Origin of the sequence: Caballeronia sp. LZ032 (genome assembly GCF_031451315.1) — a bacterium.
Taxonomy (GTDB): domain Bacteria; phylum Pseudomonadota; class Gammaproteobacteria; order Burkholderiales; family Burkholderiaceae; genus Caballeronia.
The window spans coordinates 249,821-276,092 of sequence record NZ_JARUXP010000004.1 but is presented as its reverse complement, the minus strand read 5'-3'; the positions used below and the strand labels follow the sequence as shown (position 1 = coordinate 276,092).

At 64.8% G+C, this 26,272-nt stretch carries 22 protein-coding genes; 2 read left to right on the top strand and 20 right to left on the bottom strand.

All coding sequences use genetic code 11. The annotated features are described in order from the left end of the window. Positions 1-366 precede the first annotated feature (366 nt). Together QCE69_RS29215 and QCE69_RS29210 are read right to left on the bottom strand one after the other, a co-directional pair. Complete coding sequence (locus tag QCE69_RS29215; protein ID WP_309934445.1) at positions 367-738, bottom strand: DUF4148 domain-containing protein; 372 nt, start codon at positions 736-738, stop codon at positions 367-369. Between the two features lie 347 nt (positions 739-1,085). Beyond that, positions 1,086-3,488 (bottom strand): penicillin acylase family protein, encoded by a 2,403-nt coding sequence (locus tag QCE69_RS29210; RefSeq protein ID WP_409021260.1) that lies wholly within the window; start codon positions 3,486-3,488, stop codon positions 1,086-1,088. 209 nt (positions 3,489-3,697) lie between these two features. On the opposite strand from QCE69_RS29210, the gene QCE69_RS29205 reads away from it, so the two are divergent. Then, positions 3,698-4,063, top strand: coding sequence for a nuclear transport factor 2 family protein (locus tag QCE69_RS29205; protein WP_409021259.1), 366 nt, complete (start codon positions 3,698-3,700; stop codon positions 4,061-4,063). A 22-nt stretch (positions 4,064-4,085) separates the two neighbouring features. On the opposite strand, the gene QCE69_RS39590 is transcribed toward QCE69_RS29205, so the two are convergent. The 18 genes from QCE69_RS39590 to QCE69_RS29120 all read right to left on the bottom strand — a co-directional run bounded on the left by QCE69_RS39590 (position 4,086) and on the right by QCE69_RS29120 (position 24,653). Continuing rightward, the gene (locus QCE69_RS39590; protein ID WP_409021245.1) at positions 4,086-4,385 is read right to left on the bottom strand and encodes a LamG-like jellyroll fold domain-containing protein; all 300 of its coding nucleotides are present in this window, start codon (positions 4,383-4,385) and stop codon (positions 4,086-4,088) included. Between the two features lie 1,023 nt (positions 4,386-5,408). Then, positions 5,409-6,965 (bottom strand): AMP-binding protein, encoded by a 1,557-nt coding sequence (locus tag QCE69_RS29200; protein WP_309934442.1) that lies wholly within the window; start codon positions 6,963-6,965, stop codon positions 5,409-5,411. Between the two features lie 372 nt (positions 6,966-7,337). Next, positions 7,338-8,240 (bottom strand): SMP-30/gluconolactonase/LRE family protein, encoded by a 903-nt coding sequence (locus QCE69_RS29195; protein ID WP_309934441.1) that lies wholly within the window; start codon positions 8,238-8,240, stop codon positions 7,338-7,340. Between the two features lie 15 nt (positions 8,241-8,255). Next, positions 8,256-9,200 (bottom strand): 3-hydroxyacyl-CoA dehydrogenase, encoded by a 945-nt coding sequence (locus QCE69_RS29190; protein ID WP_309934440.1) that lies wholly within the window; start codon positions 9,198-9,200, stop codon positions 8,256-8,258. Between the two features lie 25 nt (positions 9,201-9,225). After that, positions 9,226-11,325 (bottom strand): ABC transporter permease, encoded by a 2,100-nt coding sequence (locus tag QCE69_RS29185; protein WP_309934439.1) that lies wholly within the window; start codon positions 11,323-11,325, stop codon positions 9,226-9,228. A gap of 10 nt (positions 11,326-11,335) precedes the next feature. After that, entirely contained in the window at positions 11,336-12,856 is a 1,521-nt protein-coding gene (locus tag QCE69_RS29180) for a sugar ABC transporter ATP-binding protein (protein WP_309934438.1), read from the bottom strand. Between the two features lie 7 nt (positions 12,857-12,863). Then, complete coding sequence (locus tag QCE69_RS29175; RefSeq protein WP_309934437.1) at positions 12,864-13,991, bottom strand: sugar ABC transporter substrate-binding protein; 1,128 nt, start codon at positions 13,989-13,991, stop codon at positions 12,864-12,866. A gap of 38 nt (positions 13,992-14,029) precedes the next feature. Beyond that, positions 14,030-14,803: an N-acyl homoserine lactonase family protein gene (locus QCE69_RS29170; RefSeq protein WP_309934436.1), complete on the bottom strand. Its 774-nt coding sequence runs from the start codon at positions 14,801-14,803 to the stop codon at positions 14,030-14,032. A gap of 14 nt (positions 14,804-14,817) precedes the next feature. Next, positions 14,818-15,750 (bottom strand): 3-keto-5-aminohexanoate cleavage protein, encoded by a 933-nt coding sequence (locus tag QCE69_RS29165; RefSeq protein ID WP_309934435.1) that lies wholly within the window; start codon positions 15,748-15,750, stop codon positions 14,818-14,820. Between the two features lie 26 nt (positions 15,751-15,776). Next, a complete protein-coding gene (locus tag QCE69_RS29160; protein ID WP_309934434.1) occupies positions 15,777-16,583 on the bottom strand; it encodes an SDR family oxidoreductase in 807 nt (268 codons plus the stop codon). A gap of 39 nt (positions 16,584-16,622) precedes the next feature. Further along, positions 16,623-17,369, bottom strand: coding sequence for a GntR family transcriptional regulator (locus QCE69_RS29155; protein WP_309925708.1), 747 nt, complete (start codon positions 17,367-17,369; stop codon positions 16,623-16,625). 153 nt (positions 17,370-17,522) lie between these two features. Next, the gene (locus QCE69_RS29150) at positions 17,523-19,442 is read right to left on the bottom strand and encodes a response regulator (protein ID WP_309934432.1); all 1,920 of its coding nucleotides are present in this window, start codon (positions 19,440-19,442) and stop codon (positions 17,523-17,525) included. Further along, positions 19,439-21,181, bottom strand: a complete 1,743-nt coding sequence (locus QCE69_RS29145; RefSeq protein ID WP_309934431.1) for an ATP-binding protein — start codon at positions 21,179-21,181, stop codon at positions 19,439-19,441. Before QCE69_RS29145 ends, QCE69_RS29150 begins: the two co-directional genes overlap by 4 nt. Before the next feature lie 2 nt (positions 21,182-21,183). Next, the gene (locus tag QCE69_RS29140) at positions 21,184-22,248 is read right to left on the bottom strand and encodes an ATP-binding protein/SpoIIE family protein phosphatase (RefSeq protein WP_309934430.1); all 1,065 of its coding nucleotides are present in this window, start codon (positions 22,246-22,248) and stop codon (positions 21,184-21,186) included. Further along, positions 22,233-22,673, bottom strand: a complete 441-nt coding sequence (locus tag QCE69_RS29135; RefSeq protein WP_309925699.1) for an anti-sigma regulatory factor — start codon at positions 22,671-22,673, stop codon at positions 22,233-22,235. Before QCE69_RS29135 ends, QCE69_RS29140 begins: the two co-directional genes overlap by 16 nt. Positions 22,674-22,694: 21 nt before the next feature. Continuing rightward, positions 22,695-23,054, bottom strand: a complete 360-nt coding sequence (locus QCE69_RS29130) for an STAS domain-containing protein (RefSeq protein WP_309821055.1) — start codon at positions 23,052-23,054, stop codon at positions 22,695-22,697. A gap of 61 nt (positions 23,055-23,115) precedes the next feature. Then, a complete protein-coding gene (locus tag QCE69_RS29125) occupies positions 23,116-24,024 on the bottom strand; it encodes an STAS domain-containing protein (protein WP_309927484.1) in 909 nt (302 codons plus the stop codon). A gap of 281 nt (positions 24,025-24,305) precedes the next feature. Beyond that, positions 24,306-24,653: a response regulator gene (locus QCE69_RS29120; protein WP_309934429.1), complete on the bottom strand. Its 348-nt coding sequence runs from the start codon at positions 24,651-24,653 to the stop codon at positions 24,306-24,308. 236 nt (positions 24,654-24,889) lie between these two features. Between QCE69_RS29120 and QCE69_RS29115 the strand changes: the two genes are divergently transcribed. Continuing rightward, positions 24,890-26,266 carry a nucleobase:cation symporter-2 family protein gene (locus tag QCE69_RS29115; protein ID WP_309934428.1) on the top strand — a complete coding sequence of 459 codons (1,377 nt, stop codon included), beginning with the start codon at positions 24,890-24,892 and terminating at the stop codon, positions 26,264-26,266. The last annotated feature ends 6 nt before the right edge of the window (positions 26,267-26,272 follow it).

Sequence of the window (26,272 nt, the reverse complement as noted above, 5' to 3'; positions counted from 1 at the left end):
GAAACCGGTCGCTCACTCAACGTACTGACGATGATTAATCCGTCCTAAGACAGATAAACCTTCCTCTGATACTTCGTGTGAGACTCTTGATACTTTTGCCATTACCGATTCAAGGAACCGGCCGCACCCGCATCAAGCGCCCACACTTATCGGCTGTTAGTTTTTAAAGAGCATCGCGGAGAATTTCTGAAGCATTTCGCTTCGTTTCTTTCGCGCCGTCATTCAACGGGAGGCGAATTATGACCGGCGGATGAACGCCTGGTCAACCCCTTTCGCAAATTATTTTTCCGCACTCGTTTTGTGCGTTCGAAACCCGATTAACCCCACCCGAGTGTCGAACAGAGTCTCCCCGGCCAATACGCCGAATCAACTCCCGAAAAACGGCTTGCAAAATCCTGACGGACCGACGCAATCCATATCCGTCATCGATCCATGCTGCATCGGCATGTGCTTCGGGCCGGAACCCGCCGCCGCCGCGCCGGCCTGCGAGCCGCCGTAGGATTCATGGGCGTCGCCGGCAGCGGCGCGCTGTGCCGCGACCTTCGCTTCCGCGGCCTGGATGTCGTTCGGGTAGTTGGGTTCCTCGCCGGTCGCGGGCGAGTAGCCTGCTTGCTCGAGTTGAGCCAGTTCGGCTTTGACCTGGGCACGCGTGAGCGGTGCGTTGTGATCCTGCGCAAACACGAGCGACGACGATACTGCGACGGCAAGCGACACGACAAAGGTAGCAATGGCCTTCATGATCTTCAGACTCCGACAGAAAAGGTTGACCGGATCGCAGGCGATCCACGGAACCTCATCGAACGCACAGGGCCCTTGCGCGGCTTCGACTCACTCGACCCAGGATTCAAGCTGAGAGGCTTCGATTGGTTAACCCAGGCATGACACGTTCTATTCCCTTCGGCAGGAAATAGAAGTGACGAGCGCGTCAGGGAGAGAAGAGAGGAAAGCGCGGGGACGAACCGGATGAGGAGTCCGGCAAGGCGCCAGCCAGCACCCGTCCACCGCGAGAGAATTGTGACGCAGAGCGGCTGAAAGATCATCGCCGCCTGCGTTGAAGCTGCCTTGCCGAACCCGCAACAATCAACTCAGCGCGAATCGGGCACCAGGTGCACCCGCTTCTCGGTTGCGGCTTCGACAGCCGCACGCGTGTACAGCAACGGGAAGTACTGTCCGTCGAGCCACATCTGCGCAAGATCGCGATAGTGCGGGTTGTCCGGATCGCCGGACTCGCCCGGAAGATTGACCGCACGCGAGTTGTCCCAGTTACCGACATCGACGACCACGCGGAACGAAGGCCCGTTGGTCTCACGGAAATCGCTCGCGCGATACGTGGACTGATTCGGCGTATAGGCGCTGCCACCCTTGCCGATGGGTCCGACGTTGAGCTTCGCGCGCATGTCCTGGTCGACGACATCAGCCAGCGGATGCGCGTTCAAGTTGGTCTGCAGCTTGCCCCATTTCCATTGACTTGCATCCGCGCCCTGCAGATGCCGCATCTCGACATACGCGTCATGCAGACTCGACAGCAGGACCCCGTTGCGCTTCCCTTGAGCATCGTCGCCAAAGCGTGTTTCTGGATGTTCGAGCGTGTCGAGCATGACAGCCGTATCGGGTGGGCCGAACGAAGCCGCCGCGTCCTTCGGCAACACCGCTTGCTTGAATGTGCGGCCGAGATGCCGCGACAACCACACCTCTTCCAGCGCGGCCTGCGGAGAACCTGCGCCCATGTGCGCGTCCCAGCCCTTCAACAGCGCGAGCGCGGCCCGCGTGTCTTCATCGTCGCTCGACAGCGGCGCGAGCAACGCAACGAGCCGTCGCGCCGGAATCGACACGTCGTCGTTCTGCAGGCGCTCCGAATCTTCGATCGACACCTTGGGCTGCGACTTCAACACCTCGTCGATGCGCTGATGCCGCGACCCGTTGGTCCATTCGAAGCCGAGCTTGTGCTCGGCATACGGATAGCCTGCCGGAAGATTCATTTCATTCGAGGTCGTGAAATAGCCTTGCGCGGGGTTATAAGCCGATGGCATCGCATCGCGCGGCCAGAAGCCGGCCCACTCGTAGCGGCCATCGCCGGGCACCGGCATGAGTCCGTCCCAGTTGGGGCGGACGGGCGCAAGTCCGCTCGGCACCCAGCCGATGTTGCCCTCCGTGTCCGCATAGACCTGATTCACGGTCGGCGCGCCCCACGTGGCCAGCGCGGCCTTGAACTGCGCATAGTTCTTTGCGCGCATGTAGCGCATCGAATCGAAGTAAGGCGACATGCCCGGCGACAGCCACGCAGTGCGCACCGCAAACGCGCGATGCTTGCTCTCTTCCGTGTAGATCACCGGCCCATGGCGCGTGAACAGCAGTTCCACGTTCACCGGCGCGCCATCGCGAACCGCGACCTGCTCGCGGACGACGCGCATCGGTTCCCACTTGCCCTTGTAGCGATACTCCCGCGGATTGGCCGGGTTCAGCTCGTACACATAGAGATCTTCCTGATCGATGTTGAAGATCGTGAGGCCGTAGGCGATCGAGCCGTTATGTCCGATCGAGATGCCCGGCGCCGAAGGCTCGCCCGCGCCGATGATGTCGAGCGTCGGCGTGCTGATCTGCTGGATGTAGCGCAGGCTCGGCGCGGCATAGGCGCGATGCGGATCGTTCGCCATGATCGCGCGGCCAGTGGCCGACTTTGATGGCGCGATCACCCAGTTGTTGCTGCCCTCGGTGACCTCCTCGGGGTTCTCGGCGGCTGCGATGACAGTGGTCGCCACATCAGCGCTTTTCATGGACTCCCGGGTCACATGCACGCCCTGTGTGGCCAGCGTGAAGACCTTGAGGACATCGTCGGGCAGACAGGGATCGAGGCCCGCGGGCATCTCGGGTTTCCACGGCGGCTGAAATCCGAAACGCACGGAATCCGCATCGAGCGAACTCTTGCAGGTCACGCGTGCACGCGCGACTTCGCTCGTCAGATTGCGCGTCAGACCATGGCTGCGGATGCGCACGACATCGTCCGGATTCCACTTCGCCGGCCAGTAGCCGATCTCGCGAAACTCGTAGGGCATGCGGTCCGGATGCGCCGCCAGCCAGTCGATATACGCATTCACGCCCGCCGCGTAGCGCGTGGCCGCCGGTCTGGCATCGGGCCCGTAGCGTTGCCATTCGGTCTTCATGTCGCCGCGATAAAGAAAGAGCCGCGTCGCCTTGTCCTGCTCGATGTACGCGGGACCGAACACCTCCGACAACGCGCCGAGACCGCGCCTGCGCCAGAGATCGATCTGGAAGAGCCGGTCGCGTGCCGCGTTGAAGCCTTGCACGAAGAACGCGTCGCTGTCGTTGGCCGCGAAGATATGCGGCACACCCCAACGGTCGACAAGAATGTCGGCGGGCTGTGCAAGCCCTGCGACAGCGATGGTTTCATCTCCGGTGGCGATGTCCGCACGGACTGCCTGCATGGCCGTTGATCCGATCATCAGCGTACCGACGATCAGGCCCGTCATCCGTTGTCTCTTGCTTGCCTTCATGCGAGCGTCTCCGTTCTTATGTGTTGGTCAGAGCTGCAGTGATTTCGCAATGTAATGCATGCGCAAGGGTCCGCATGAAGGGTTACATTTCGATACATCGGCGTGAGAGGCTTTACGGAGTCTTTGTCGAGGCGAGAGAGCGCCAATCGTCGTCAACGGAAACCGGGAGATTGCGCATGAACGACATCTATCCTGAACCAGCCGCCACCGCGCGACAGGTGTATGAGGCGTATGTGAACAAGGACCGCGAGGCCATCGAACATTTGATTGCCGATGACTTCCATTTCACCAGTCCGCGTGACAACCGACTGAACCGCGCCACGTACCTTGCGCGCTGCTGGCCGAATGCACACACGGTCGATCGCTTCGATTTCGTGCATCTCATACAGGACGGAGCGCGTGTGTTCGTGACCTACGATCTGCGCACGCGGGAAGGCAGCGCCTTCCGCAACACGGAGATCCTCACCATTCGTGACGGCAAGCTGATCGAGGCGGAAGTCTTCTTCGGCTGGATGATTCCGCATGAAGCGGCGGACGGGGGATCGGTATAAGACATCCTGGGTTGCGCATCGCCTATGGCATCCACTGCGCCAAACCGGATGCGGGCATCCCGGCTTGCGCCTGAATCTGGCTCGCCGTCAAAGCCTGATTGGTCATGACGACGTGCGCAAGACGCCCCATGATGTTGCCGCCCTGCGGCTGGCCCACGCCCGTGATCCAGAAGGGAGCGGCCCAGCCTCCCGAGCCCGACGCGACACCGTTGACGTAGACGGTGACCGTGCCGGCCTGGCGCTTCACGGTGACATGCGTCCATGTAATACCAGTCTCCGCGCTTGAACTCGAAAGGCGATTCCGTCGCCGCCCAGTTGACATCCAGCGCACCGGGAACCAGCGTCAATGCCGCGCGCACACAGGTCCAGTTCAGCAGATCGGTTGACCGGTAGACCGCCACGATCGAATGCCCCAACGCCCGGTCGAAAGACGGCGAGTAGAGATGAAACGTGCCATCGCCGTCCTGAAAGATGCCGGGGTCACGAAAGTTCAGAGGCCATCCGGTATCGAATACCGCCGCGTTCGATCCGGCATAACGCTGACTCGCAGGCACGCCCGTCACCGTCACGCCGATGGCCACCGGCGCATTCGGCGCCGTGGCGTCGGGATAGCTGTTCACCGACGTCCATGCTTCGAGCTTCGGCTCCGTGGATCTCAGGATTTCGAGTCTCTTCACCTGTCCGGGGCAGTTGCCGTTGTTGTCGCGCCCGCTGGTGAAGAGCAGATAAGCTGTTCCGCGCGCCTTGATCGACGACGACGCCCACGCCGTGCATGCCGCGCCGCTTCGGTCATGAAATTGCGCGAGCGGCGCATCCTGCCCGTCCGGCTGGACAGTCGGGTAAGCGGCTGAAGGACTGACAGGAACCGGCGGATAGAGGCTCGACAGCACGGTGCGATACAGCGCATGTTCCTGGCCGTTGCCGCCTCCGTTTATGCCGATGACATGCCAGTTGCCGTCTTCACCTTGAATGACCGTGTGATCGTTGGAGTATTGCAGCGGGCCGGGAATGGTCGGGCTCGCAAGGGTTTGCCACGAGGTGGCATCGGACGCCGGAATCTCGAAAGAAGGCGAGGCGTATGCTGCCGGGCTTGTTCCGTTCGCTTCGGCCGCCACATTGACCTGCGGCGCCGCCTGCAACGTGGCGGCAGCCGCCACCCGATGCAAGGTTCCGGCGCTGGGGCCCGGAAAGGTCCTGCCGTCGCACGCAGCCTGCAACGCAACGAAGAGTAAGACTGCAAAAAGCGAGACAGCGCAACCATTCATGTGATCCCCTGAATCCGATCGTTTCAGGGTACGGCATGACTACGCAGCGCCACTTTTCATTGAGTCAAATTCCTTCAAAATCATCGGGGGCCTGACCTTGGGGACGTCGTGCCCAGCCGATGCTTGAGTATCTTGCCGCTCGCGGCCGCGGGCAGCGCGTCGAGGATGGTGATCGTGGCGGGCCGCTTGTACGGTGCAAGGCGTGCGCTGGTCCAGTCCGCCAGTTCATGCTCCGCGCATTGCGCGCCGGGCCGCAGTTCGACGAACGCGAGCACCTCCTCATTGCCCTCGACACTGCGTCCGATCACCGCCGAATGCAGCACGGCCGGATGCCCATTCAATACCTGTTCGACTTCCGCCGGATAAACGTTGAAGCCCGAGCGAATGATCAACTCCTTGCCACGCCCGACGATATACAGATTGCCCTGCTCGATGCGCGCCAGATCGCCGGTCCGGAGCCAGCCATCGAGCGTCACGGTCGCTGCCGTCTGCGCCGGATCGCGGTAATAGCCGAGCATCACGTTCGGTCCGCGCACCCAGAGTTCACCGACGTCATCCACTGTGCCATCGGCCTGTTCTTCGAGCGGCACGATGCGCGTCTCCACGCCGGGAATAGGCGGTCCTACCGATGCATCGCGCGCCGGCGCATCGAGCATCGTGTTGGAGACAGTCGGGCTGCTCTCGGTCATGCCGTACCCGTTGTGCAGGGGCAGACCATAGAACCGTTCGGCGGCGCTCTTGAGCGGCATGTCGAGGGGCGAACCGCCGCTGTACACGAAGCGCAATGCAGGCGCATTCAGACCGCCGCGCGTGCTGAAGAAATCGATGAGCTTCGCGTGCATCGCGGGCACGCCCTGGAAGATCGTGATGTGCTCGTCACGCAGCACCTGGCCCGTGTGTTGCACATCGAAGCGCGGCGCGAGCCTCAGCGTGGCGCCGGCATACAGCGAACCAAGGCACACCGAAGCCAGCCCGAACACGTGCGACACCGGCAACACCGCATACACGCGGTCCTCGGGGCTCACGCGGCGCAAGGTGCTCGACATCGCCGCGACAAACAGCAGATTGCGATGCGACAGCATCACGCCCTTCGGTGCGCCCGTGGTGCCTGTCGTGTAGATGAGCGCGGCGCATTGCCGGTCTGCGGGCAGTCCATGCGCTTCCTGTGCGGCGCCGGCATCGACGGCACCGAGCGCGAACGCGCCTATCGGCACCGTGTCGAGTGCTTCGACGCGCGCACACGCGCGCTGCGCGTGACGCTCGGCATCGGCGGATGCATCGACGGTGAAGAACGACAGACGCGGTCGCGCATGCGCCTTGATCCCATCGATCTCGATGGCGGTCAGGCGCGCGTTCGTCAGCAGCGCCCACGCTTCGAGCCGGCTGACGGCGAACAGCGCAACGACGAACGCCACGCTGTTCTCGCCGATCAACATCACGCGATCGCCGGCCCGCACGCCCGCTGACGCAAGCCGCGCGGCCAGGGCATCGACAGCGCGATCCAGTTCGCCGTAGCTCAGCTCGCGCGCGTCCTCGCGCAACGCAATGCGTTGAGGCTGAGTGCGCGCGGCGCGCGTGACGATCGCATCGATGCGCTCGGGCAGCGACGCAATAAGCCGTTCAGTGTCGATGCTCATGTCAGGTGACTGTTCGTGATCCAGGGCTCGCATGATAGCGCGGACGCACACCTGGCCAAGCGTGCGCGCCGCGCGGCTTCTTCATACCCGGCTATGAACGATCGTCGAGCGAAATCTCGATCGTGTGATTGCCCGAGAGACCTTTCGGGACGACGTTGGATGTCAAGACTCTCCAATCATGTCTGGGCTCACCAAACGCTTTTTCGTCTTGATTATTCGAGACCAACTCAGAATGTTATCGGGAGATATAACACGCTTTCGACATCAAGTTTTCTTATTGAGCGTTCGCCACGGCCTGATTTGATATTCACTTTATTTTCTTGATCAGGCGCTCGATCAAACGGACCAGACGGAAGCATCGTGATCCTGCAATCACCCCGCAAAGCGCGGCTCAGGCAAACCACGCACACCGAGTCCGGTCACCGCAAACAAGCCGCCCTTGTCGCGCTCTTTCTGCGGAATGCCCCACATTGGGCGGCCCATCGTCGAGACATAGAGCGTATCGAGACCAGGACCGCCGAACATCACGCTAGTCAGATTGCGCACTGGAAACGGCACGACGCGGTCGAGCGTGCCGTCCGGCGCATATCGCAGAATGCGCCCGCCGAACACGAGCGCGGACCACACATAACCTTCTTCGTCGACGGTCGCGCCGTCGAAGGTGCCCGCCATATCACGCGCCGATGCAAACAGACGCCGCTTCGTCGCCGCCCCGGTTTCGATGTCGTAGTCGTACGCGTACATCTCGCGGCTGTAGGTGTCGGTGAAATAGAAAGTCTGGTTGTCAGGGCTCCAGCACGGTCCGTTCGAGCACGTGATGCCGCTGTCCAGGCGCGTCACGCGGCCATCCGGATCGAGCCTGTAAAGACCGCCGCTGCGCGTCGAGCGCTGGCCGCGATCGGCATCGTAGCGATCGAAGTCATAAGCCATCGTGCCCGCGATGAAACGCCCGCGCCGGTCCACCTTGCCGTCGTTGAAGCGCGTCTCGGGATCGTCGCTTTCCGGGTCGGCGATGAACTGCACTGTCTGCGCGTCGAAGTCATAGAAATGCAGGCCGTTCGCCAGCGCCACGACCGCGCCGCCCTGCTCGCGCAACGCCATCGAACCGATATGACGCGGCACGAAATAACGCTGCACGTCGCTGCCGTCCGCGCGGCAGCTATAGATCTCGGCGGCCGTGCTGTCGATCCAGTACAGCCGCTCCTCCTTCACGTCCCACAGCGGGCCTTCTCCGAGGTGATTGTTTGCATCGACCAGCAAGCGTACTTCGGGCATCGTCGTCTCCCTGGGTCAACTATCGCCGTCCTTCAGATCGCGGCGGTGCGCCAGCAGCGCCATCAGGCGCCGGTCGCGCCAGCGGCTGCGTTCCTCGATACGCTCGCGCGGCAACACCGCACGACGCTCGGCGTCCAGTCTGTCGAGCGTCGCTTGCGGCCAGTCGAACGCCTTGCGTCCCGCCGCAATGCTGCGATACGTGCCGCCATAGCGCGCCGCGTAATCGGCCACGCCGCCGGGCGCGTTGAGATCGATGGTCTCGAACGGACCCATGAACGACCAGCGCATCGCCAGACCGTCGCGCATCACGGTATCGAGATCCGCCGCGCTCGCATAACCTTGCTCGTAGAGACTCAAGGCTTCCTCCAGCAACGCGCCTTGCAGGCGGTTCAACAGGAAGCCCGATATCTCGCGATTCACCGTCACGGGCTGCTGCCCCGCCGCCTCGTAGAGCACGCGGGCGCGTTGCAGCGCGTCCGGCGCGGTCCACGGCGCGCCGCACAACTCCACCAGTGGCACGAGCGACGGCGGATTCACCGGATGCGCGACGAAGCATCGCGCGCGGCCTTGCAAGCCCTCCGTGAAGCTCGATGCCGGCAGACCCGACGTCGAACTGGCGAGCAGCGCGTCGGGCTTCGTCAGGCGGTCCAGTTCGCTGAACAGCGCGCGCTTCGCTTCGACCACTTCGGCGATGTTCTCCTGCACGAGATCGGCATCGGCGACGGCGTCCGCAAGCTGTTCGCAAGTCGTGATACGCGCGACGACCGCATCGACCGGTTCGTCGATCAGCTTGAACGAGGCGAGATCCTCGACGCTCTCGCGGATCGCGGGCAGCGCGCCGGACAGCATCTCGGGCGCCGCGTCATGAAGCTTCACGTCGAAGCCGCTCCTGGCAAACACGATCGACCACGCGCGGCCGATGCGTCCCGAACCGATCACCGCAATCCTGTGCGCTTGCATCCGCTCTGCTCCTTTCGAGGTTGGGTCAGCCCTTCTTGTCCCGCAGCGTGATGACGGCCGCGAGCACGACGAGCCCGTTGATGATGTCGCGCACGGCCGGCGGCACGGTCGTGCCCGCGAGCAGCGTGCCGAGCGCGGTCAGCAGCAGGGCGCCGCCAAACACGCCGAGATAGTGACCGCGCCCGCCGGTGATGAGCGCACCGCCGACCACGACCACCGCAATCGAGGGCAGCAGATAAGGATCGCCCATGCCGAGGAAAGCCTGCGAACTGAAACCGGCGAGCAGCAGGCCGACCAGAGCCGAGCACAGCCCGGACAGGCAATACACCGCGATCAGCGTGACGCCGACGCGCACGCCCGAGAGCCGCGCGGCCGCGGGCGAATTACCGACCGCATACACGCGCCGCCCGAACGGCGTGCGATGCAGCAGCAGCAACGCGACGACGAGAAACACCGGCACGCTCCACGCGGCAAGAGACAGGGGCCCGATGCGGCCGTTGGTGAACTCGCTGATGCCGGGCGGCGACCAGCCTTGCGGCGAGCCGTTGCAATAGATCAGCGTGAGGCCTTGCAGCAGACCGTTCGCGGCGAGCGTGACGACGATGGGCGGCAAGCCCAGCATCACCACGCCGACGCCGTTGAACACGCCCACCAGCAAGCCGACAACCAGCACCACCGGCACGGCCCACACGGCCGCGCCGTTCATGCCGTGCGTCAGCCCGGTAAGCAGCACGCCGGACAGCGTGATGAGCCAGGGCGTCGACAGGTCGAGACCGCCGGTCAGGATGACGGCGCCCTGCCCGAGACCGAGGATCGCGAGGAACAGCGTCAGCGTAAGCAAGCTGCTGTAGAAGTTCGCGCTCGCCAGCACGCCGGGGCCGTAGACGATCGCCGTGATGACGACCACGCCGAAGAACAGCACATACGCCGGCACGACATACTTGACCCATTCGCGATTGCGCTCGATCCAGTCCGCAATCGGCCGTCCCTTCAGCTCCGCGTTCTCCAGCGCGCGAAAGTCGTTGACCTCAAACTTCACGCGGCGCGCATTGCGATCGTCGCGCGCACGCGTGCCGGTGCGTACCGCCTTCAGCCACTGTGCCGCATGCCGGGCGCATTCGTGCGCCGCCGATTGCTTGCCGATCGACGAGCCCAGCACCGCGAGAATCAGGATCACGGCTTCTGCGATCGTCGTGAAGAATGCGGAGACGTTCAGCACGAGCAGGATGTTCACGGTGATCATCAGCGTCATCGCGGCGAACACGGTGCCGACGCAACCGCCTCGTCCGCCGCCCAGCAAGGTGCCGCCGAGCACCACGGCGGTGAACATCGAAAGCAGCAGCGGACGGCCGACGAGCGGATCGGCCGAACCCGTCTGCGCCGACACATACAGCCCCGCCGCCGCGTAGAACATGCCCGCGAGCGCATAGGTCGCGACCCGGTAGCGCGTGACCGGCATGCCGTTCGCGTAGGCGCCGTCCGGGTCGCTGCCGAGCGCATACAGGCCCACGCCGAAGCGCGTGCGCCGCACGAACGACCAGACCAGCAGCGCGAGAATCAGCAAGGCGGCGGACATCGGCAGCTTGTCGGGAATGAGATCGGACGTGAGCACGCCGCCGAACTGTTCGCCGACGCTTCCGCCCGGCTTGTTCTGGATCAGCAGCGTGACGCCCTGCACCATGAACATGGTCGCGAGCGTGACGACGATCGACTGCAACCTGAACCACGCGATGAGCGCGCCGTTGACCAGCCCGATGCCGCCGCCGATCGCAAGGATCAGCGCGACGCCCGCCCATTGCTCGACGGGCGAGCCCTGCACGAAGCGCACGGCGAGCACGTTGGCGAGCGACACCACCGCGGACGCCGACAGATCGAAGCCGCCCGACAGCACGACGATGGTCTGTCCGATGGCCGCGAGCGCGAGCGTGGTCGCGCTCGATATGACGGAGCCGATGTCATACAGGCCCACGGGCGTCGCGGACAGCGCGATCCATGCGCCGAGCATCGCGAGCAGCGCACACACGGCGATGATGAGCCCGCGATGATGATCGATGCGCGCGCCCCATCCCACGCGCGCGCCCGGGCGCACGATCTTGCTGTCGGGAGCGGCAACGGCAGTCTTCATGAAGCACCTCTCAGCTGGAAAGCATCTTGCGCATCACGTTCTCTTCGGTGAGCGCCTCGCCCGACAACTCGCCCGCATTGCGGCCGCGATACATCACCGACACGCAATCGCACACGTTGACGAGTTCGGGCACGTCGGTCGAATAGAACAGCACGGCGCCGCCGGCGGCGGCGAAGGCGCGCATCAGCATGAAGATCTGATGCTTGGTGCCGACGTCGATGCCGCGCGTCGGATCGAACATCAACCAGACGCGGCTTTGCGTGAGCAGCCACTTGGCCATCGCGATCTTCTGCTGGTTGCCGCCCGAGAACGACAGGCACGGCTTGTAGAGCGCACGCGGATTCACTTCCATCTGCGCGAGCGAGCGCCGGATCGCGGCCTGTTCGCGCTTGCGGTCGATCAGCCCGAAACGCGCATAGCGGCCAATCACCGGCAGCGAAACGTTCTCTCCGCCGGGCAGCCGCAGGAACAGTCCTTCGGTCTTGCGGTCCTCGGGCAGGAAGCTCGTCGATACGCCGGCCTTCAGCGAGTCCGCCGTGGAGGTCAGCGTGACCGGTTTGCCGTCGATGCGCAGTTCGCCTTGATCCAGATACGCCGCGCCGAACAGCGCCTCGAACAATTCGCGCTGGCCCATGCCCTGCAATGCCGCGATGCCGTGGACCTCGCCCGCGCGCAGCGTCAGATCGAAGTCGCTCACCACGCCGTCGATGCGCACGCCGCGCGCTTCCAGCGCAGGCGCTGCCTCCGCCACAGCCGAAGCAGGCGGCGCGACCTTCGGCGGATATTTCGCCTCCAGCGAGCGGCCGATCACGAGCCGGATGACTTCATCGTCCGAGATCGCGGCGGTATCGAACGCACCTACATCGCGGCCATTGCGATACACCGTAAGGCTGTCGCAGAACTCGCGCACTTCCTGCATCCGATGCGAGATGAACACGAAGGTCACGCCCTTCGCCTTCAGTTCCTCGATGCGTCGCGCCAGCCATGCGACATCGCGGCCCGAGAGCGCCGAGGTCGGCTCGTCGAGCAGCAGCACGTCCGGCTCGCGCGCGATGGCCTTCGCGATCTCGATCTTCTGCCGCACCGGCAAGGACAGATCGCGGATATAGGCGCCGGGCCGCACGTCGTCGAGTTCGAGACGTTCGAGCCATTCCGCCGTCCTGCGTTGCGCCTCGCGCGCCCGGATGCGCCCGAAGAGACCCGTCGGCTCATGCGCCAGCAGCAGGTTCTGCGCGACCGTCAGATCGCGCACCAGCGTCATTTCCTGGAAGGCCGTCTGCACGCCGGCGCGATGCGCGTCCTGCGGGCTTTTCATCGTCACGTCGCGGCCCATCACGCGCATGCTGCCCGCGTCCGGCGCGATCAGCCCCGACAGCAGCTTGACCGTGGTCGACTTGCCCGCGCCGTTCTCGCCGAGCAGCGCATGCACCGCGCCGCGCTTCACGCGGAACGACGCGCCGTCGAGCGCGACGGTCGCGCCGAAGCGCTTCGTCACGTTCGCGAGATCGATGGCCAGCGCCGCATCGTTCATGATCGCCTCAGTCCTGATTGCCGGTGAGCGCCGCGTTGAAGCCGACTTCCTTCGTGTCTTCCGAATAGATGTCGGCGAACCAGCCCGGCGGCACCTTGTCAGGCGGGAATGCGGTGCAACCGGCCTTCAGTTCGTCGATGCTGCCGGTCTTGCACAGCTTCGATTCGGCCGTCAGCACCAGCGGCAGCTTGAGCGTCACGCGCGCCGGAAAGTCCCCGCCGTCGAGCTTCTTCACGGCCATCTTGAGCGCCATCGCGCCGGAGTACGGCGGCGCGCCATACGAGATCGACCGATAGCCAATGGAACGGTACGCGCCCTGTCCCTTGACTTCGCCCGGCGGCAGCATCTGCACGCGATGCCCGTTCGACGATTCGCCCGCGCACGGCTTGATCTTGTCGTCGGCGATGCCCGCTTCCAGCTGCATCGACGCCGCCGTGAAGCAGCCCACCTGCATCCACAGCCCGTCGATCTTGTCCCAGCTGTTGGTCGCGAGGATCTTCGAGAGTTCGGTCTTCGCGGTGGCCTGGCTCCACATGCCGGTGCCCTCCGCGACGATCTTGATGCCCGGGAACTTCGCGAACACGACCTTGGCCGATTCCGTGCGGGCACGGTCCACCGAGGTGCCCGGCACGCCATTGATGAGCACGATGTTGCCCTTGCCGTTCAAGGTCTTCGCGAGCCATTCGGCGGTGACGGTGCCGGCCTGATGCTGGTCGATGGTCACGTTGTGCGCGCACGGCTCGGTAACTTCGCCGTCATAGGCCGCGACCACGACGCCCTTCGAGCAGGCGTTCTTGATCGCGCGGTTGAGCGCGGTCGGCGAGATCGGATAGATGACGATGGCCTTCGCGCCTGCCTGCACCATCGAGTTGATCTGCTGGATCTGCTTCTGCGCGTCCGTGCCCGCGACCTGCACTTCGAGGTCCACCTTGTCCTTGAGCGCGGGCGTGTTGGCCATGGCCTTGACCATGTTGGCCGCTTCCGTCTGCCAGTCGTTGCCGACATAGCTCATCGACAGGAAGATCTTGTACTTGCCCGCCGCATGCGCCTGCATCGGAACCGCGAGGCTTGCGGCAAACATCAGGCCGAGCGCTACCCGGCCCGCATGACGAATCGATTGCGTCCATGCTTTCATGTCATCCTCCGGTGCTTCGTTATTGGTTTTGCCGTGCGTTATTTCGCGACGTGAGGCAAGCGCGCGCTGGCGGGCAACGCGATACCCGCGCTACCGGGCACGACATTCGGGTCGTGTCCGGGTATGACCAAGTCCGCGATCTGGCGAATGCGCGTGAGCGAAGCCATCTCCGCGAAAGTCTCGTGCACGATGCCCACCGGCACGAGATCGACGATGTTCTCCATGCAGTTCGCGCAATCGCCCGCGATCAGCACGACGCCTTCCGCCGTATCCACCGCCACCGACTGATGCCCCGGCGTGTGTCCTGGCGTCGGCACGACGCGCACGCCGGGCACGATGTCGGTCACGCCGTGGACGAACTGCCAGCGAAAATACGCGAGCGGCTCGCGGCCGATCAGGAACTCCTGGTAGTACGTGGCTTGCGTGGGCAGCGGATGGCCCGCGTATTCCCACTCCTTCGCCTGCACGACGAAGCGCGCGTTCCTGAACAGTGTGTTGCCGCCTGAATGGTCGTAATGCAGATGCGTGTTGATGACGATATCGACTTCGTCCGCGCTCCAGCCCACGTACTCCTTCAGCGCGCGTTCGAGCTTTTCCTCCGGCGCCTGATCGCACGGACAGACGAAGTTCGAGACCCAGCCCGGATCGTGGATGCCGGTATCCACGACGATCTTCTTCGCCGCGCCGACGATCGCCGTGGACCACACCGGCACCTTCATCTGCTGGCCGAAGTAGCGGCCATACACCTGCGACGAGCGATCGACGGTAAGCCAGCCGGTCGGCATCGCGACTACTTTGAGCATGGCGTTCACGCTGCCCTCCGCGGTCAGAAGTTGGTGTCGCCGCCGCCCTTGAGCGCGAGCATCGCGCGTGCTTCGGCGGGCGTCGCGATCTCGAGCGACAGGCCTTCGATCACCTGGCGGATCTTGCGCACCTGCGCGGCGCTCGAATCCGCGAGCTTGCCCGGTTCGAGCCACAGCGAATCCTCCAGGCCCACGCGCACGTTCGAACCCTGCGCCACGCCGATCGAGCCGAGCGGCAGCTGGTTGCGGCCTGCGCCGAGGATCGACCAGACATAGTCGTTGCCAAACAGGCGGTCCGCTGTGCGGCGCATGTGCGCGAGGTCTTCCGGATGCGCGCCGATGCCGCCCAGCAGACCGAACACGCTCTGCACGAAGAACGGCGGCTTCGCCAGCTTGCGGTCCACGAAATGCGCGAGGTTGTAGAGATGCGAGATGTCGTAGCACTCGTACTCGAAGCGCGTGCCGTTCGCGCTGCACGAGGTCAGGATGTACTCGATGTCCGCGAACGTGTTCTTGAAGACGAGGTCGCGACTGTTCTCCAGATGCTTGCGCTCCCACTCGTACTTGAGATCCTTGAAGCGCTCGAGCATCGGATACAGGCCGAAGTTCATCGAGCCCATGTTGAGCGACGCCACTTCCGGCTTGAAGTGATGCGCGGGCTTCAGGCGTTCGGCCACCGTCATGTGCGGACTGCCGCCCGTCGTGATGTTGATGACCGCATCGGTCTCGGCCTTGATGCGCGGCAGGAACTGCTGGAACACGGCCGGGTCCTGGGTCGGATGACCGTCGTCGGGATCGCGGGCGTGCAGGTGCAGGATCGCGGCGCCTTCGCGCGCGGCGGCGAGCGCGGCGTCGCCGATCTGCTGCGGCGTGAGCGGCAGATACGGCGACATGGAAGGCGTGTGGATCGCGCCGGTCGGCGCGCAGGTGATGATGACCTTGCGTTTCGTTGCCATGCTGTCCTCGCTGTCGTTCGAACCGTTCAGAGCACTTCGACGTTGCCGCAGACCGAGATTGCCTGTCCCGAGATGCCGCTGCCCGCGGGCGAGCACAGGAACAGCGCGGTCGCCGCGATCTCTTCGGGCGTCGTCATCCGGCGCAGCGAGATCTTCGCGAGATACTGCTGCTCCATCTCTTCGTAGGGCAGGTTCAGCTGCTTCGCGCGCGCGGCGATCACGCGTTCGATGCGCGGCCCTTTCACGATGCCCGGCTGGATGGCATTGACACGGATGTTCGCGGGTCCGAGTTCGATCGCGAGACTCTTCGTCAGTCCGACGATGGCCCACTTCGTCGCCGCATACGGCGTGCGGAACGCATAGCCGAGGCGCCCCGCCACCGAGGACAGCGCGATGATCGTGCCGCCGCCCTGTGCGTCGCGCAGCAGCGGCACCGCACGGCGCGCAAAGAAGAACTGCGCGTTGAGATTGACGTCGACGGTCTGCTCCCAGTCCTCCACGCCTATCTCTTCGATACCGCCCGTTGGACCCGCGATGCCCGCGTTGTTCACCAGCACATCGAGCCCGCCGAGCTCTCGCTGCACATCGGCGAACACGCGTTCCACCGCTTCCTGGTCGGCGACATCGGCGAGTGTCGAAGTGATCGCGTTGCATTCGGTGCGCGCTTCCGCTTCGTTCAGCGCCGCGATGGCGTCCGGACTTGCGTCGCAGACATGCACGCGCGCGCCGGCGTCGATGAAGGCGCGCGCGATCACCAGGCCGATGCCCGATGCGCCGCCCGTCACGAGCACGCGCAAGCCTGCGTGCGGCTTCAGCATCTGCAGAACCGTCATTCGCTGTCTCCGTTGTGTTTGGCTGCGTTCAGACGTTCGTCAGGCGCTCGCCTGCGCGTCGTCCTTCGTGTTCGTGTCTTCGCCCGTCAGGCCGAGTTCGCCGCCTTGCAGGCGTTCCTGAAGATCGGCGGCCGCCGCGCCGATGTCTTCCTCGATGCCGGCGCGCGCGCCATCGCCATCGCCGCGCCAGAGTGCTTCGACGATGTGGCGGTGCGCGGTCATGGACCCGCGCATATGCGGAATGTCCGGTGCGACGAGATTCAGGAACGGCCCGATGCGCATCCAGAGGTTCTGGATCGTCGCCAGCGTGAGATCGCTGGCGCCGTGCGTGTAGATGGCAATGTGAAATTCGAAGTTGCTGCGCAGGTAGGCGGGTGCATCGCCGGCTTCGACGTGTGCATCCATCGTGTCGAAGATGGCCTGCAAGGCCTCGAGCGATTCGCGCGTCATGCGCGACGCCGCCCGCCTCGCCACCGCCCCTTCCAGCGCAATGCGCACGTCGCGCAGTTCGTCGAGGAGATCGAGTGTCATCGGCGGGACCATCAGCGCACGGCCCGGACCGTCGATCAACGCGCCTTCCGCCTGCAGACGCGTCAGCGCGGCGCGCACCGGCATGGTGGATGAACCGACCGCCTCCGCGACGCTGCGCAGACTCAGCAATTGTCCGGGCGCGAAGCGGCCCGTCATGATCGCCTGCCGCAACTGCGCGTAGACGCGGCTCGCCATCGTCTCGCGCGCCACCAGTTCGAGTGCGGGTAACTCGGTTGTCGAGCGTGTCGCCACCATCGCCTCCGTTCTTGCGTCCGGCTGCCGGGATGTCGTGCGTTTCATGTGACCTGTGATCACATCCCAAGATGATGAGAGTGTCCGACCGATACGCCTTGCGCGTCAACCGTCGATTGCTAGGTGAAAACGCGGACGGGGAAGTCTGCGTTCGGCTTACTCGAACCGGGCCTGTACCGCGCGCTGGATCTCCGCGAACGCCACTGGCTTCACGAAGTGATGATCGAAGCCGGCTTCCTTCGAGCGTTGCCGGTCGTGCGCCTGACCGTAGCCCGTCACCGCGATGAGCAACGCATCCGCTGTAGCCTTGCGGGCGCGCATTTCGGCAGCGAGTTGATAACCGTCCATGCCAGGGAGACCGATGTCGAGCAGCACGATGTGCGGTTCGAACGCGTCCGACAACGCGAGTGCCGCGTGCGCATCATGAGCCGTGCGCACGTCGTAGCCATCTGCTTCGAGCAGCAGCGACATGGCGGTGGCGGCGTCCACGCTGTCGTCGACGAGCAGCACGCGCCTGCCGCCGCTCGCGCTCGCAGGCGCGGCGCCGACGTCACGCGGAACCATTGCCACGTCTTTCGCCAGCGGCAGCCACACGACGAACTCGCTGCCTTGCTGCGGCCCGGCCGAGAACGCCTCGATGCGCCCGCCCTGCAGTTCGACGAGCGTCCGCGCGAGCGGCAGACCGATGCCCAGGCCGCCTTCCGAGCGTTCGAGCGACGTCTCCGACTGCACGAACAGATCGAAGATATGCGGCAGCATGTCGGCGGCGACGCCGATGCCCTTGTCACGCACGGCAATGCGCACCTCGTCGCCGAACTGCTCGAATTCGACGGCGATCTCGCCTTCCTCGAGGCTGTACTTCGATGCGTTCGACAGCAGGTTGCCGAACACCTGCGCGAGCCGCACGTTGTCGCCGGTGACGTAGAGCGGCGTCTCGGGCCATGCGACGTGCAACTTGTGGCGCTTGCGTTCAAGCGCGGGCTGCACGGTTTCTATGGCTGCCGCGATCGCCGCCGAGAGATCCACCGTTTCCTGGCGCAGCGTGATCTTGCCTTGCGTGATGCGCGCGACGTCGAGCAGATCGTCGACGAGACGGCTCAGATGCCGCACCTGCCGGTCGATGATCGCGCGCACCGTCGAGAAGTGCTGCGCGGACGGCGCGCGGTCGGGATCGAGCAGGTCCACCGCGTTGCGGATGGGCGCGAGCGGGTTGCGCAACTCGTGCGCGAGCATCGCGAGGAACTCGTCCTTGCGGCGATCCGCCTCGCGCAGCAGCAGTTCGGCGGCCTTGCGTTCCGAAATGTCGTTGACGATCCCCGCAATCCGATAAGGCCGCGCCGGATGCCCCGCCGCGCCCGGCACCTGGAACGCGCGCTCGGCGACCCAGCGCGGCCCGCCGCTCGCGCGCGTGATGCGGTACTCCACTTCGTACGGCGTGCCGTTCGCGAGCAGTTGACGATACGCGGCGGCCACGTGCTCGCGGTCGAGCGGCAGGATGTCGCCGGACCAGTGATCCGGGCCGGGCGCAGGCGCGGGCGCGCCGCTGCCGGTGTCGAACAGATGCCCGTACGCCGGGCTCACATAGAGCAATGCGTCGGACGCGGGATCGAGCATCCAGAAGACATCGTCGATATTTTCGGCAAGCTGGCGAAAGCGCTCTTCGCTCTCGCGCAGCGCATTCTCGGCGAGCCGCGCACGCAGCAGCGCGCGCACGTGCGCAATCAGTTCGGCGGGCTCGACGGGCTCGGTCAGATAACTGTCGGCGCCGCCTTCGAGACCGCGGATCCGGTCGAGGCTGTGCACGGCCGCCGCCGAGGTTTGCAGCACCAGCGTGCTTGCCGTCTCCGGCGCTGCCTTGATCTGCCGGCACACTTCGAGCCCGTTGATGTCGGGCAGCTTCACGTCGAGCAGGACGAGATCCGGCGCTTCGGCGCGCACGCGCTCCAGCGCGCCGTTGCCGGTGGCGGCCTCGATCACGTTGAAACCCGCGCGCGACAGGATGCGCGTCTTGGCATAGCGGGCGCCGTCGTTGTCGTCGACGTTGAGAATCAGCACGTCGTTCCAGTCGCTTCTCATATGGCCTGGCTCCCGTCGCGATGCAAGCGCGTCACGGCACTCAACGCGTCCGGCAAGCCGCTGCCGCCGACAGGTTCTTCAACAAAGGCCGCGGCGCCGAGCGCCTGCGCCTCGCCGCGATCATCCGCCTGTCCGAGCACGACGATCGGGACATCACGGGTGGCGGCCTGCGCGCGCAACGCCGCCAGCCAGATCCAGGCTTCGGCGGGCGCTGGACGCGCCGCAAGCAACAGCGCGGCAAGCTGGGTCCGTGCCAGCAGCCGGCCGGCTTCATCGAGCGTCGCGGCCGTCATCGTCCGATACGGCGACGCACGCAGCGCCGCCTCGCAGTCGAGCCGTTCGACCGGACTGCTCGCGACGATCAGCACGGCCGGCCGCGTATCGCCGGCGGCGTGACAGGCAGCGCCGACGTCCGCGCCATAGTGCGCGGGAATCGTCGCGCTGAAGACGGAGCCGCGCCCCGCTTCGCTCGTCAGCGACACATCGCCGCCGAGCAGCTTGCACAGCTTGCGGCACAGCGGCAGACCGAGGCCGGTGCCCTTTACATACTGTTGCAGCCGGTTCTCGACCTGGCCGAACTCCTCGAAGACCACCTGCTGATGTTCCGGCGCGATGCCGATCCCGGTATCGCTGACCGAGAACGTGATCAGCCGGCGCGCCTCGTCGTAGCTCGCGGCCACGCGCACCTCGCCCCGTTCCGTGAACTTGAGCGCATTCGACACGAAATTGCGCAGCACCTGTGCGACCTTGGCTTCGTCGGTGTGGATGGGCGGCAGGCCGTCGCAGGCCTCGAAGATCAGCTCCACCGCACCGCCGGGCGACAGCGGCCGCAGCATGCCGCGCAGCGCCGAGAAGAGCACGTCGACTTCGAAATCCACCGGACGCACTTCGATCTTGCCCGCTTCGATCTTCGCGAGATCGAGCAGGTCGTCCACCGTTTCCGAGAGATCCTCCGCCGCCTTGCGAATGAAGCGCACCTGCTTTTCCTGTTCGCCCGTCAGATCGCCGTCGATGCGCTCCAGCAGCAGCTTCGACAGCGCCCGGATGGACGACAGCGGCGTGCGGAACTCGTGGCTCATGTTGGACAGGAAGCGCGACTTCGATTCGTCGGCGCGGCGCAGATGATCGGCGCGGGCGTCAAGTTCCGCATAGAGCGCGACCACGCCGCGATTGGTGTCCTCGAGTTCGCGCGTCAGACGCGTCAGCTCTTCCTGCCGCTCGCGCAGGTCGGCGAGCGCGGCGATCAGTTCGCGGTTCTGGCGCTGCAATTCATCGATGGTGTTTTCGCCCGACTGACGCGCAAGCGTCTGCGCAACGCGTTGCAACGTCGCGTCGTCAACGTGCGCGGATTCGGGCAGCGCCTTCGCGAGTGTGACCGACGTGCCGCCGTCCGCCTTATCGGCGATCGTGCATTCGTCCATCAGGCGCTGCGCCGCGAGCAGGCCCAGCGTGGCCTGTGAATCGTCCGGGTGCAGGGCGCGCAGACGTTCGCCCGCGCCCGTGCCGCACTCGAAGCGCACGACGAGGCGCGGCGGACGCGCGGCGGCGTCCATGAAGAAATCGGCATGCGGCGCGCGGCCCGCGAGCATCACGGTGCGCGCCACTTCGAGCACCGAGGTCGCAATGCGCGTCTGTTCGCGCGGCGTGAAGCCGAGCGCGGCGCTCGCCTCGCGGGCTTTCACGCGGGCCGCGACGACGTCGTGCTCGCCTTCCAGCGGCATCGCATAGAGCGGCCGCATGCTTACGCGCCTCCCGTCGTGCGGGCGACGAAAACGGTGATATCGTCGCGGCCGCGCGCGAAATCGCGATACAGCAGCGCCGCGATGAGCGCCGGATGGCGCAGGGCGATGCCCGGATAGCGCGCCAGGTCCCAGCGCGTGGCGAGCCCGTCCGAATGCAGCACGACGAGCGCGTTCGGCGGATAAGGCACGTCGAAGATCTGCGCGCGCCGCGATCCATGCCCGACGATGCCGCTATGCGACACCAGATGGCGGTGCGAGGCCTCCGCCCACACGCTCGCCGAAATATTGCCGATGCCCGCGAACGTGACCGGCATGCCGGCCTTCGCCGCGGACGCCGGCATGCGCGCGATCCCGACCGCCGCGCCGCGCGTGGCGCGCAGCGCGTCGTTGGCGAGGTCCATGATGCGGTCGAGCGGCTGTTCGCCTTGCGTGCCGAGCACCTTGGCCGCCTCGACCGCCGCGACGTTCGCGAGCGGCCCGTGGCCGAGACCGTCGGCGACCATCACGGTGAATTCGCCGTCGTGCGCGTGGCAGGACCAGGCATCGCCGGATACGGTTTCTGTTTGCAGCGGCAGATTGACGACGCCGTAACTCAACGGCGCGGCGGGCGTGCCCGACGGAGCCGGTGAATTCCAGAACACGGTGCGCAACAGCGTGCCCTGGCCCGGCGCACTCCAGATGTCGAGTTCGCGGGAGAGACGTTTGATCGCGCCCATGCCGGTGCCGGGGCTGCCGGCCGTGGTGTAGCCGTCCTGGAAGCAGCGGTAGAGATCCTGGATGCCCGGACCGCCGTCGATGCACAGCACCTCGATGCCATGGCGCGGTGCGGCAATCGCGCCGCGGTCGACGAGCGGCCGCACCAGCAATTCGCCGCGCTGGGCGTGCTTGAGCAGGTTCGTGCCGCATTCCGTGACGACGATAGCCAGTTCGCCCGCGGTCGTCTCGTTGAAGCCGAGACCGCGCGCAAGCTCGCCGATGGAACGCCGTGCATAGGCGATCTGGGTGGCCTCGGCGATCTCGTAGCGCTGCTGCGCGGCCATCGATTCCTTCAAAAGGGTTTCCATTTGGTAATCGAAATGTGCGTGCCCTCGCCCGGCGCCGAGCGAATCTCGAACTCGTCGCACAGGCGCTTCGCGCCGCCCAGACCGAGGCCCAGACCGCCGCCCGACGTGAAGCCGTCCGAGAGCGCTCGCTCGATGTCCGGAATGCCGGGACCGTTGTCGACGAACTCGAGCTTGAGTCCGCGGCGGCCATTGCGCTCGACGACATAGCAATGCGCGTCGCCGCCGCCTCCGTAGATCAGCGTATTGCGTGCCAGCTCGCTGGCCGCCGTCACGAACTTGGTCTGATCGATGAGCGAAAGGCCTTGCGCGACCGCTTTCTGCCGCAGGAACTGGCGCAGACGGACGATCTGCTCGTCATTGCGGATCGGCAGCGTTTCAGGCGGCGACGAAGAAGCCGGCGCGGCAGTGGAATGGAAGGTGGTCATGGAATCGTTCGCACGCCGCCGTCAGAACGGGCTGCTGCCGGTCAGCAAGGCCATGCCCTTCTCCACGTTGAGCGCCGTGCGCACGCCGGACAGCGTGAGACCCAGCTCGACCAGCGTGATCGCGACGGAGGGCTGCATGCCCACCACGACGGTGTCGGCATCAAGCACGCGCGCCATCGCGGCGGTGTTGCCGATCATGCGGCCGATGAAGGAATCGACCACGTCGAGTGAAGAAATGTCGATCAGCACGCCCTTGGCGCCGTCCTTCACGATGCGGCTTGTCAGGTCGTCCTGCAGCGTGAGCGCGAGCCGGTCGTGCATGTCCACCTGGATGGTGACGAGCAGGAGCTTGCCCATCGTGAGAATCGGAATGCGTTCCATCGCTTCGGTCCCGTTCAGTCGCTTGACGTGTCGTGTGTGCTGTGAATGGCGTTGAGACGCGTCATTCCGGTTGCAGCGAGTCGTGAGCAGCGCTCGCGCGCGAGGCGTCCGGCGCGCTGTTGCCCGCGACAGACTTGCCGGTGCGCTGGAGCGCGACCACGAAAGCCGCTGCGAGCGTGGCCTTGGTCGTGACGTTCGAGAGGTTCACGCCGAGATGCACGATGGTCTGCGCGATCTGCGGACGAATGCCGCTGATGATGCAGTCCGCGCCCATCAGGCGCGCGGCCGCGACGGTCTTGAGCAGGTGCTGCGCGACGAGCGTATCGACGGTGGGCACGCCGGTGATGTCGATGATCGAGATGGCCGCGCCGGTCTCGACGATCTTCTGCAGCAGGTTTTCCATCACGACCTGCGTGCGTGCGGAGTCGAGCGTGCCGATCAGCGGCAGCGCGAGAATGCCGTCCCACAGTTGCACGACAGGGGTGGACAGTTCGAGCAGTTCCTGCTGCTGGCGCACGATCACTTGCTCACGGCTCGCCTGGAACACTTCCGTGGTGTACAGGCCGAGTTCGTCGAACAGCGTGCTGATCATCCAGGTGAGATCGGCGAGCGTGGCGGGGTCGTTGTCGAGCGATTCGCGCAGGCGCACGAAGAGCGGCTGCTTGAGCGAGAACACGAACATGGCGGTTTCGACCGGCGTGAAACCCTGGCGCGCGCGCTGCGCCGACATGTCCGCTAGGAACGCGCGGACTTCCTGCCAGGCGGGCGCCTTGAAATCGACGCGTTCGGCCGTGCCGAGCGCGTCCGTCAGCAGGGCAACGAATTGCGCGAACTGATTGCGCAGTTCCGCTTCGCCGACCAGTCCGCGCCGCGATGCGATCGCGTGTTGCTGCGCGAACCACTCCGCGAAGAGCGCTTCCGGGTTGCTGTTGAACAGTTGGGCAAGCCGCATTCCGCCGACCATTTCCATGCCGAGATCCTTGTGCGTGTTGGTTCGTTTGGGCAACGTGGCCCGCTTTCGTTATTGGGTATTGCACTGCTGCACGCGCCGCGAGACGCGTCGAAGCAAGGCAAAGGCGCTGGGAATGTAGCACGCCATCCTGAAAATCGACAGTCCGGGAACCCTTTACGGATAAGGGATTCGCGGATTTTCTGTGCGGCGATCCATGCTCGCGGCGGAAATCGGCAAATGCTTCCGGCCGTTCGTCAAGGCGTGGACAAAAAGCGGTCAAATATCCAGTCGACGAAAGCTTAGTCGGACAGCAGGAAGAGTTCGAGGGCGGGCAGGCTGATCGGTTTGAGGAGGAAGCCGTCGAAGTCGGTGACGCCGCTGCCTTCGATGACGTCCGTGTGGCCGGTCATGGCGATGATGCGGGCGTCGCTGCTCGGGCCGGCGGCGCGGATGGCGCTGCAGATTTCGCGGCCGTCGGCGTCAGGGAGGGAGATGTCGAGGAAGATGCGGTCGAAGCGTTCGCGTGAGGCGAGCGCGAGACCGGCGGCGCCGTCATGCGCGACAGCCGCGGTGTGGCCCAGCCCGGTTGCGATATCGACGAGGGTCTCGATGCAAGCGCGGTTGTCGTCGACGAAGAGCAGGTTCATCGTGACTGGCTCCGTTTCTGCGGATGAAACGAGTGCGCCTTGGGCGGCGTGGAGCACAGTGTAGTGCATCGTGCCGGGCGCACGCGACTTTACGGCGGCGGCGCGCGAGGCTTTGTCCGCGATGCGCTGGCAACCTTCGCATCCGCGATGCCGTGTATAGCGGCGCGATTATTTTTCCGGGCGGGGTGCGGTGCAATACTCGGGCGCACTATCCCTCCGATCCCGCTGGAGCGCACATGGCCCACACTCCTCATCCCGTCGACGAAGTGCTGCCCTTCGGCCAGCTGCTCGCGGTCGGCATCCAGCATGTGCTGGTGATGTACGCGGGCGCGATTGCGGTGCCGCTCATCATTGGCGCGGCGCTGAAGCTGCCGAAGGAGCAGGTGGCGTTTCTCATCAGTTCGGACCTGTTTGCTTGCGGCATTGTCACGCTGGTGCAGTGTCTGGGCGTGTGGAAGTTCGGCATTCGCTTGCCGGTCATCATGGGCGTGAGCTTCGCGCCGGTCGGGCCGATGGTCGCGATGGCGTCCTCTGGCGCGGGCATTACGACGATCTTCGGCGCGACCATTGCGGCGGGCGTGTTCGCCATATTGATCGCGCCGTTTTTTGGGCGGTTGATGCGCTTCTTTCCGCCGATTGTCACCGGCACGATCATCCTGACCATTGGCATTACGTTGTTTCCAGTGGCGATCAACTGGGCCGGTGGCGGACGCGGCGCGGCGAACTTCGGCGAGCCGCGCAACCTGTTGGTCGCGGTGACCGTGCTGCTGGCGATCTTGCTGATCAACAAGTACTTGAAAGGTTTCATCGCCAATATCTCGGTGCTGCTTGGGATGGCAATTGGCTTCGTGCTGGCGTTGCCGTTTGGATTCGTTGATTTCTCGGGAATTGGTCAGGCGGCGTGGTTCGCGCCGGTACGGCCCTTCGCGTTCGGCATGCCGAGTTTCGATCTGGCGGCGATTGCGTCGCTGTGTCTGGTAATGCTCGTCATCATGGTGGAGTCGCTCGGGATGTTCCTCGCGTTGGGCGATCTGACGATGCGGCCGGTATCGCGGAATGACGCCACGCGGGGGTTGCGTACTGATGGGCTGGGGACGGTGATTGGCGGTGTCTTCAATACGTTTCCGCATTCGTCGTTTTCGCAGAATATCGGGCTTGTGGGGATCACTGGCGTGAAGAGCCGCTGGGTGGTTGCGGTTTCTGGGGGCATCCTCATTCTGCTTGGGTTGCTGCCCAAGCTGTCCAATCTGATTGCTTCGATTCCTGTTGTGGTGTTGGGCGGCGCCGGGATCGCCATGTTCGGGATGGTCGCGGCTACAGGGGTCAAGATCCTTTCCAAGGTGGATTTCGAGAGCAAGAACAATTTGCTCGTTATTGCTATCAGTCTTGGGGTGGGGGTTATACCGCTCGTCGCGCCTTCGTTTTTTGCTCATATGCCCGCATGGGCGGGCCCGCTTACGCATAGCGGGATTACGCTTGCCGCTGTGTTCGCTATCTTGCTTAACGCGTTGTTTAATCGCGGGGGCGAGACGGGCAACATCGAACAGGCGCTGGCGGCGGAGATGCCGCTCAGCTTGCGGAAAGGCGATGGTGAACCTGCGTCTTGGGAATGAGTAAGG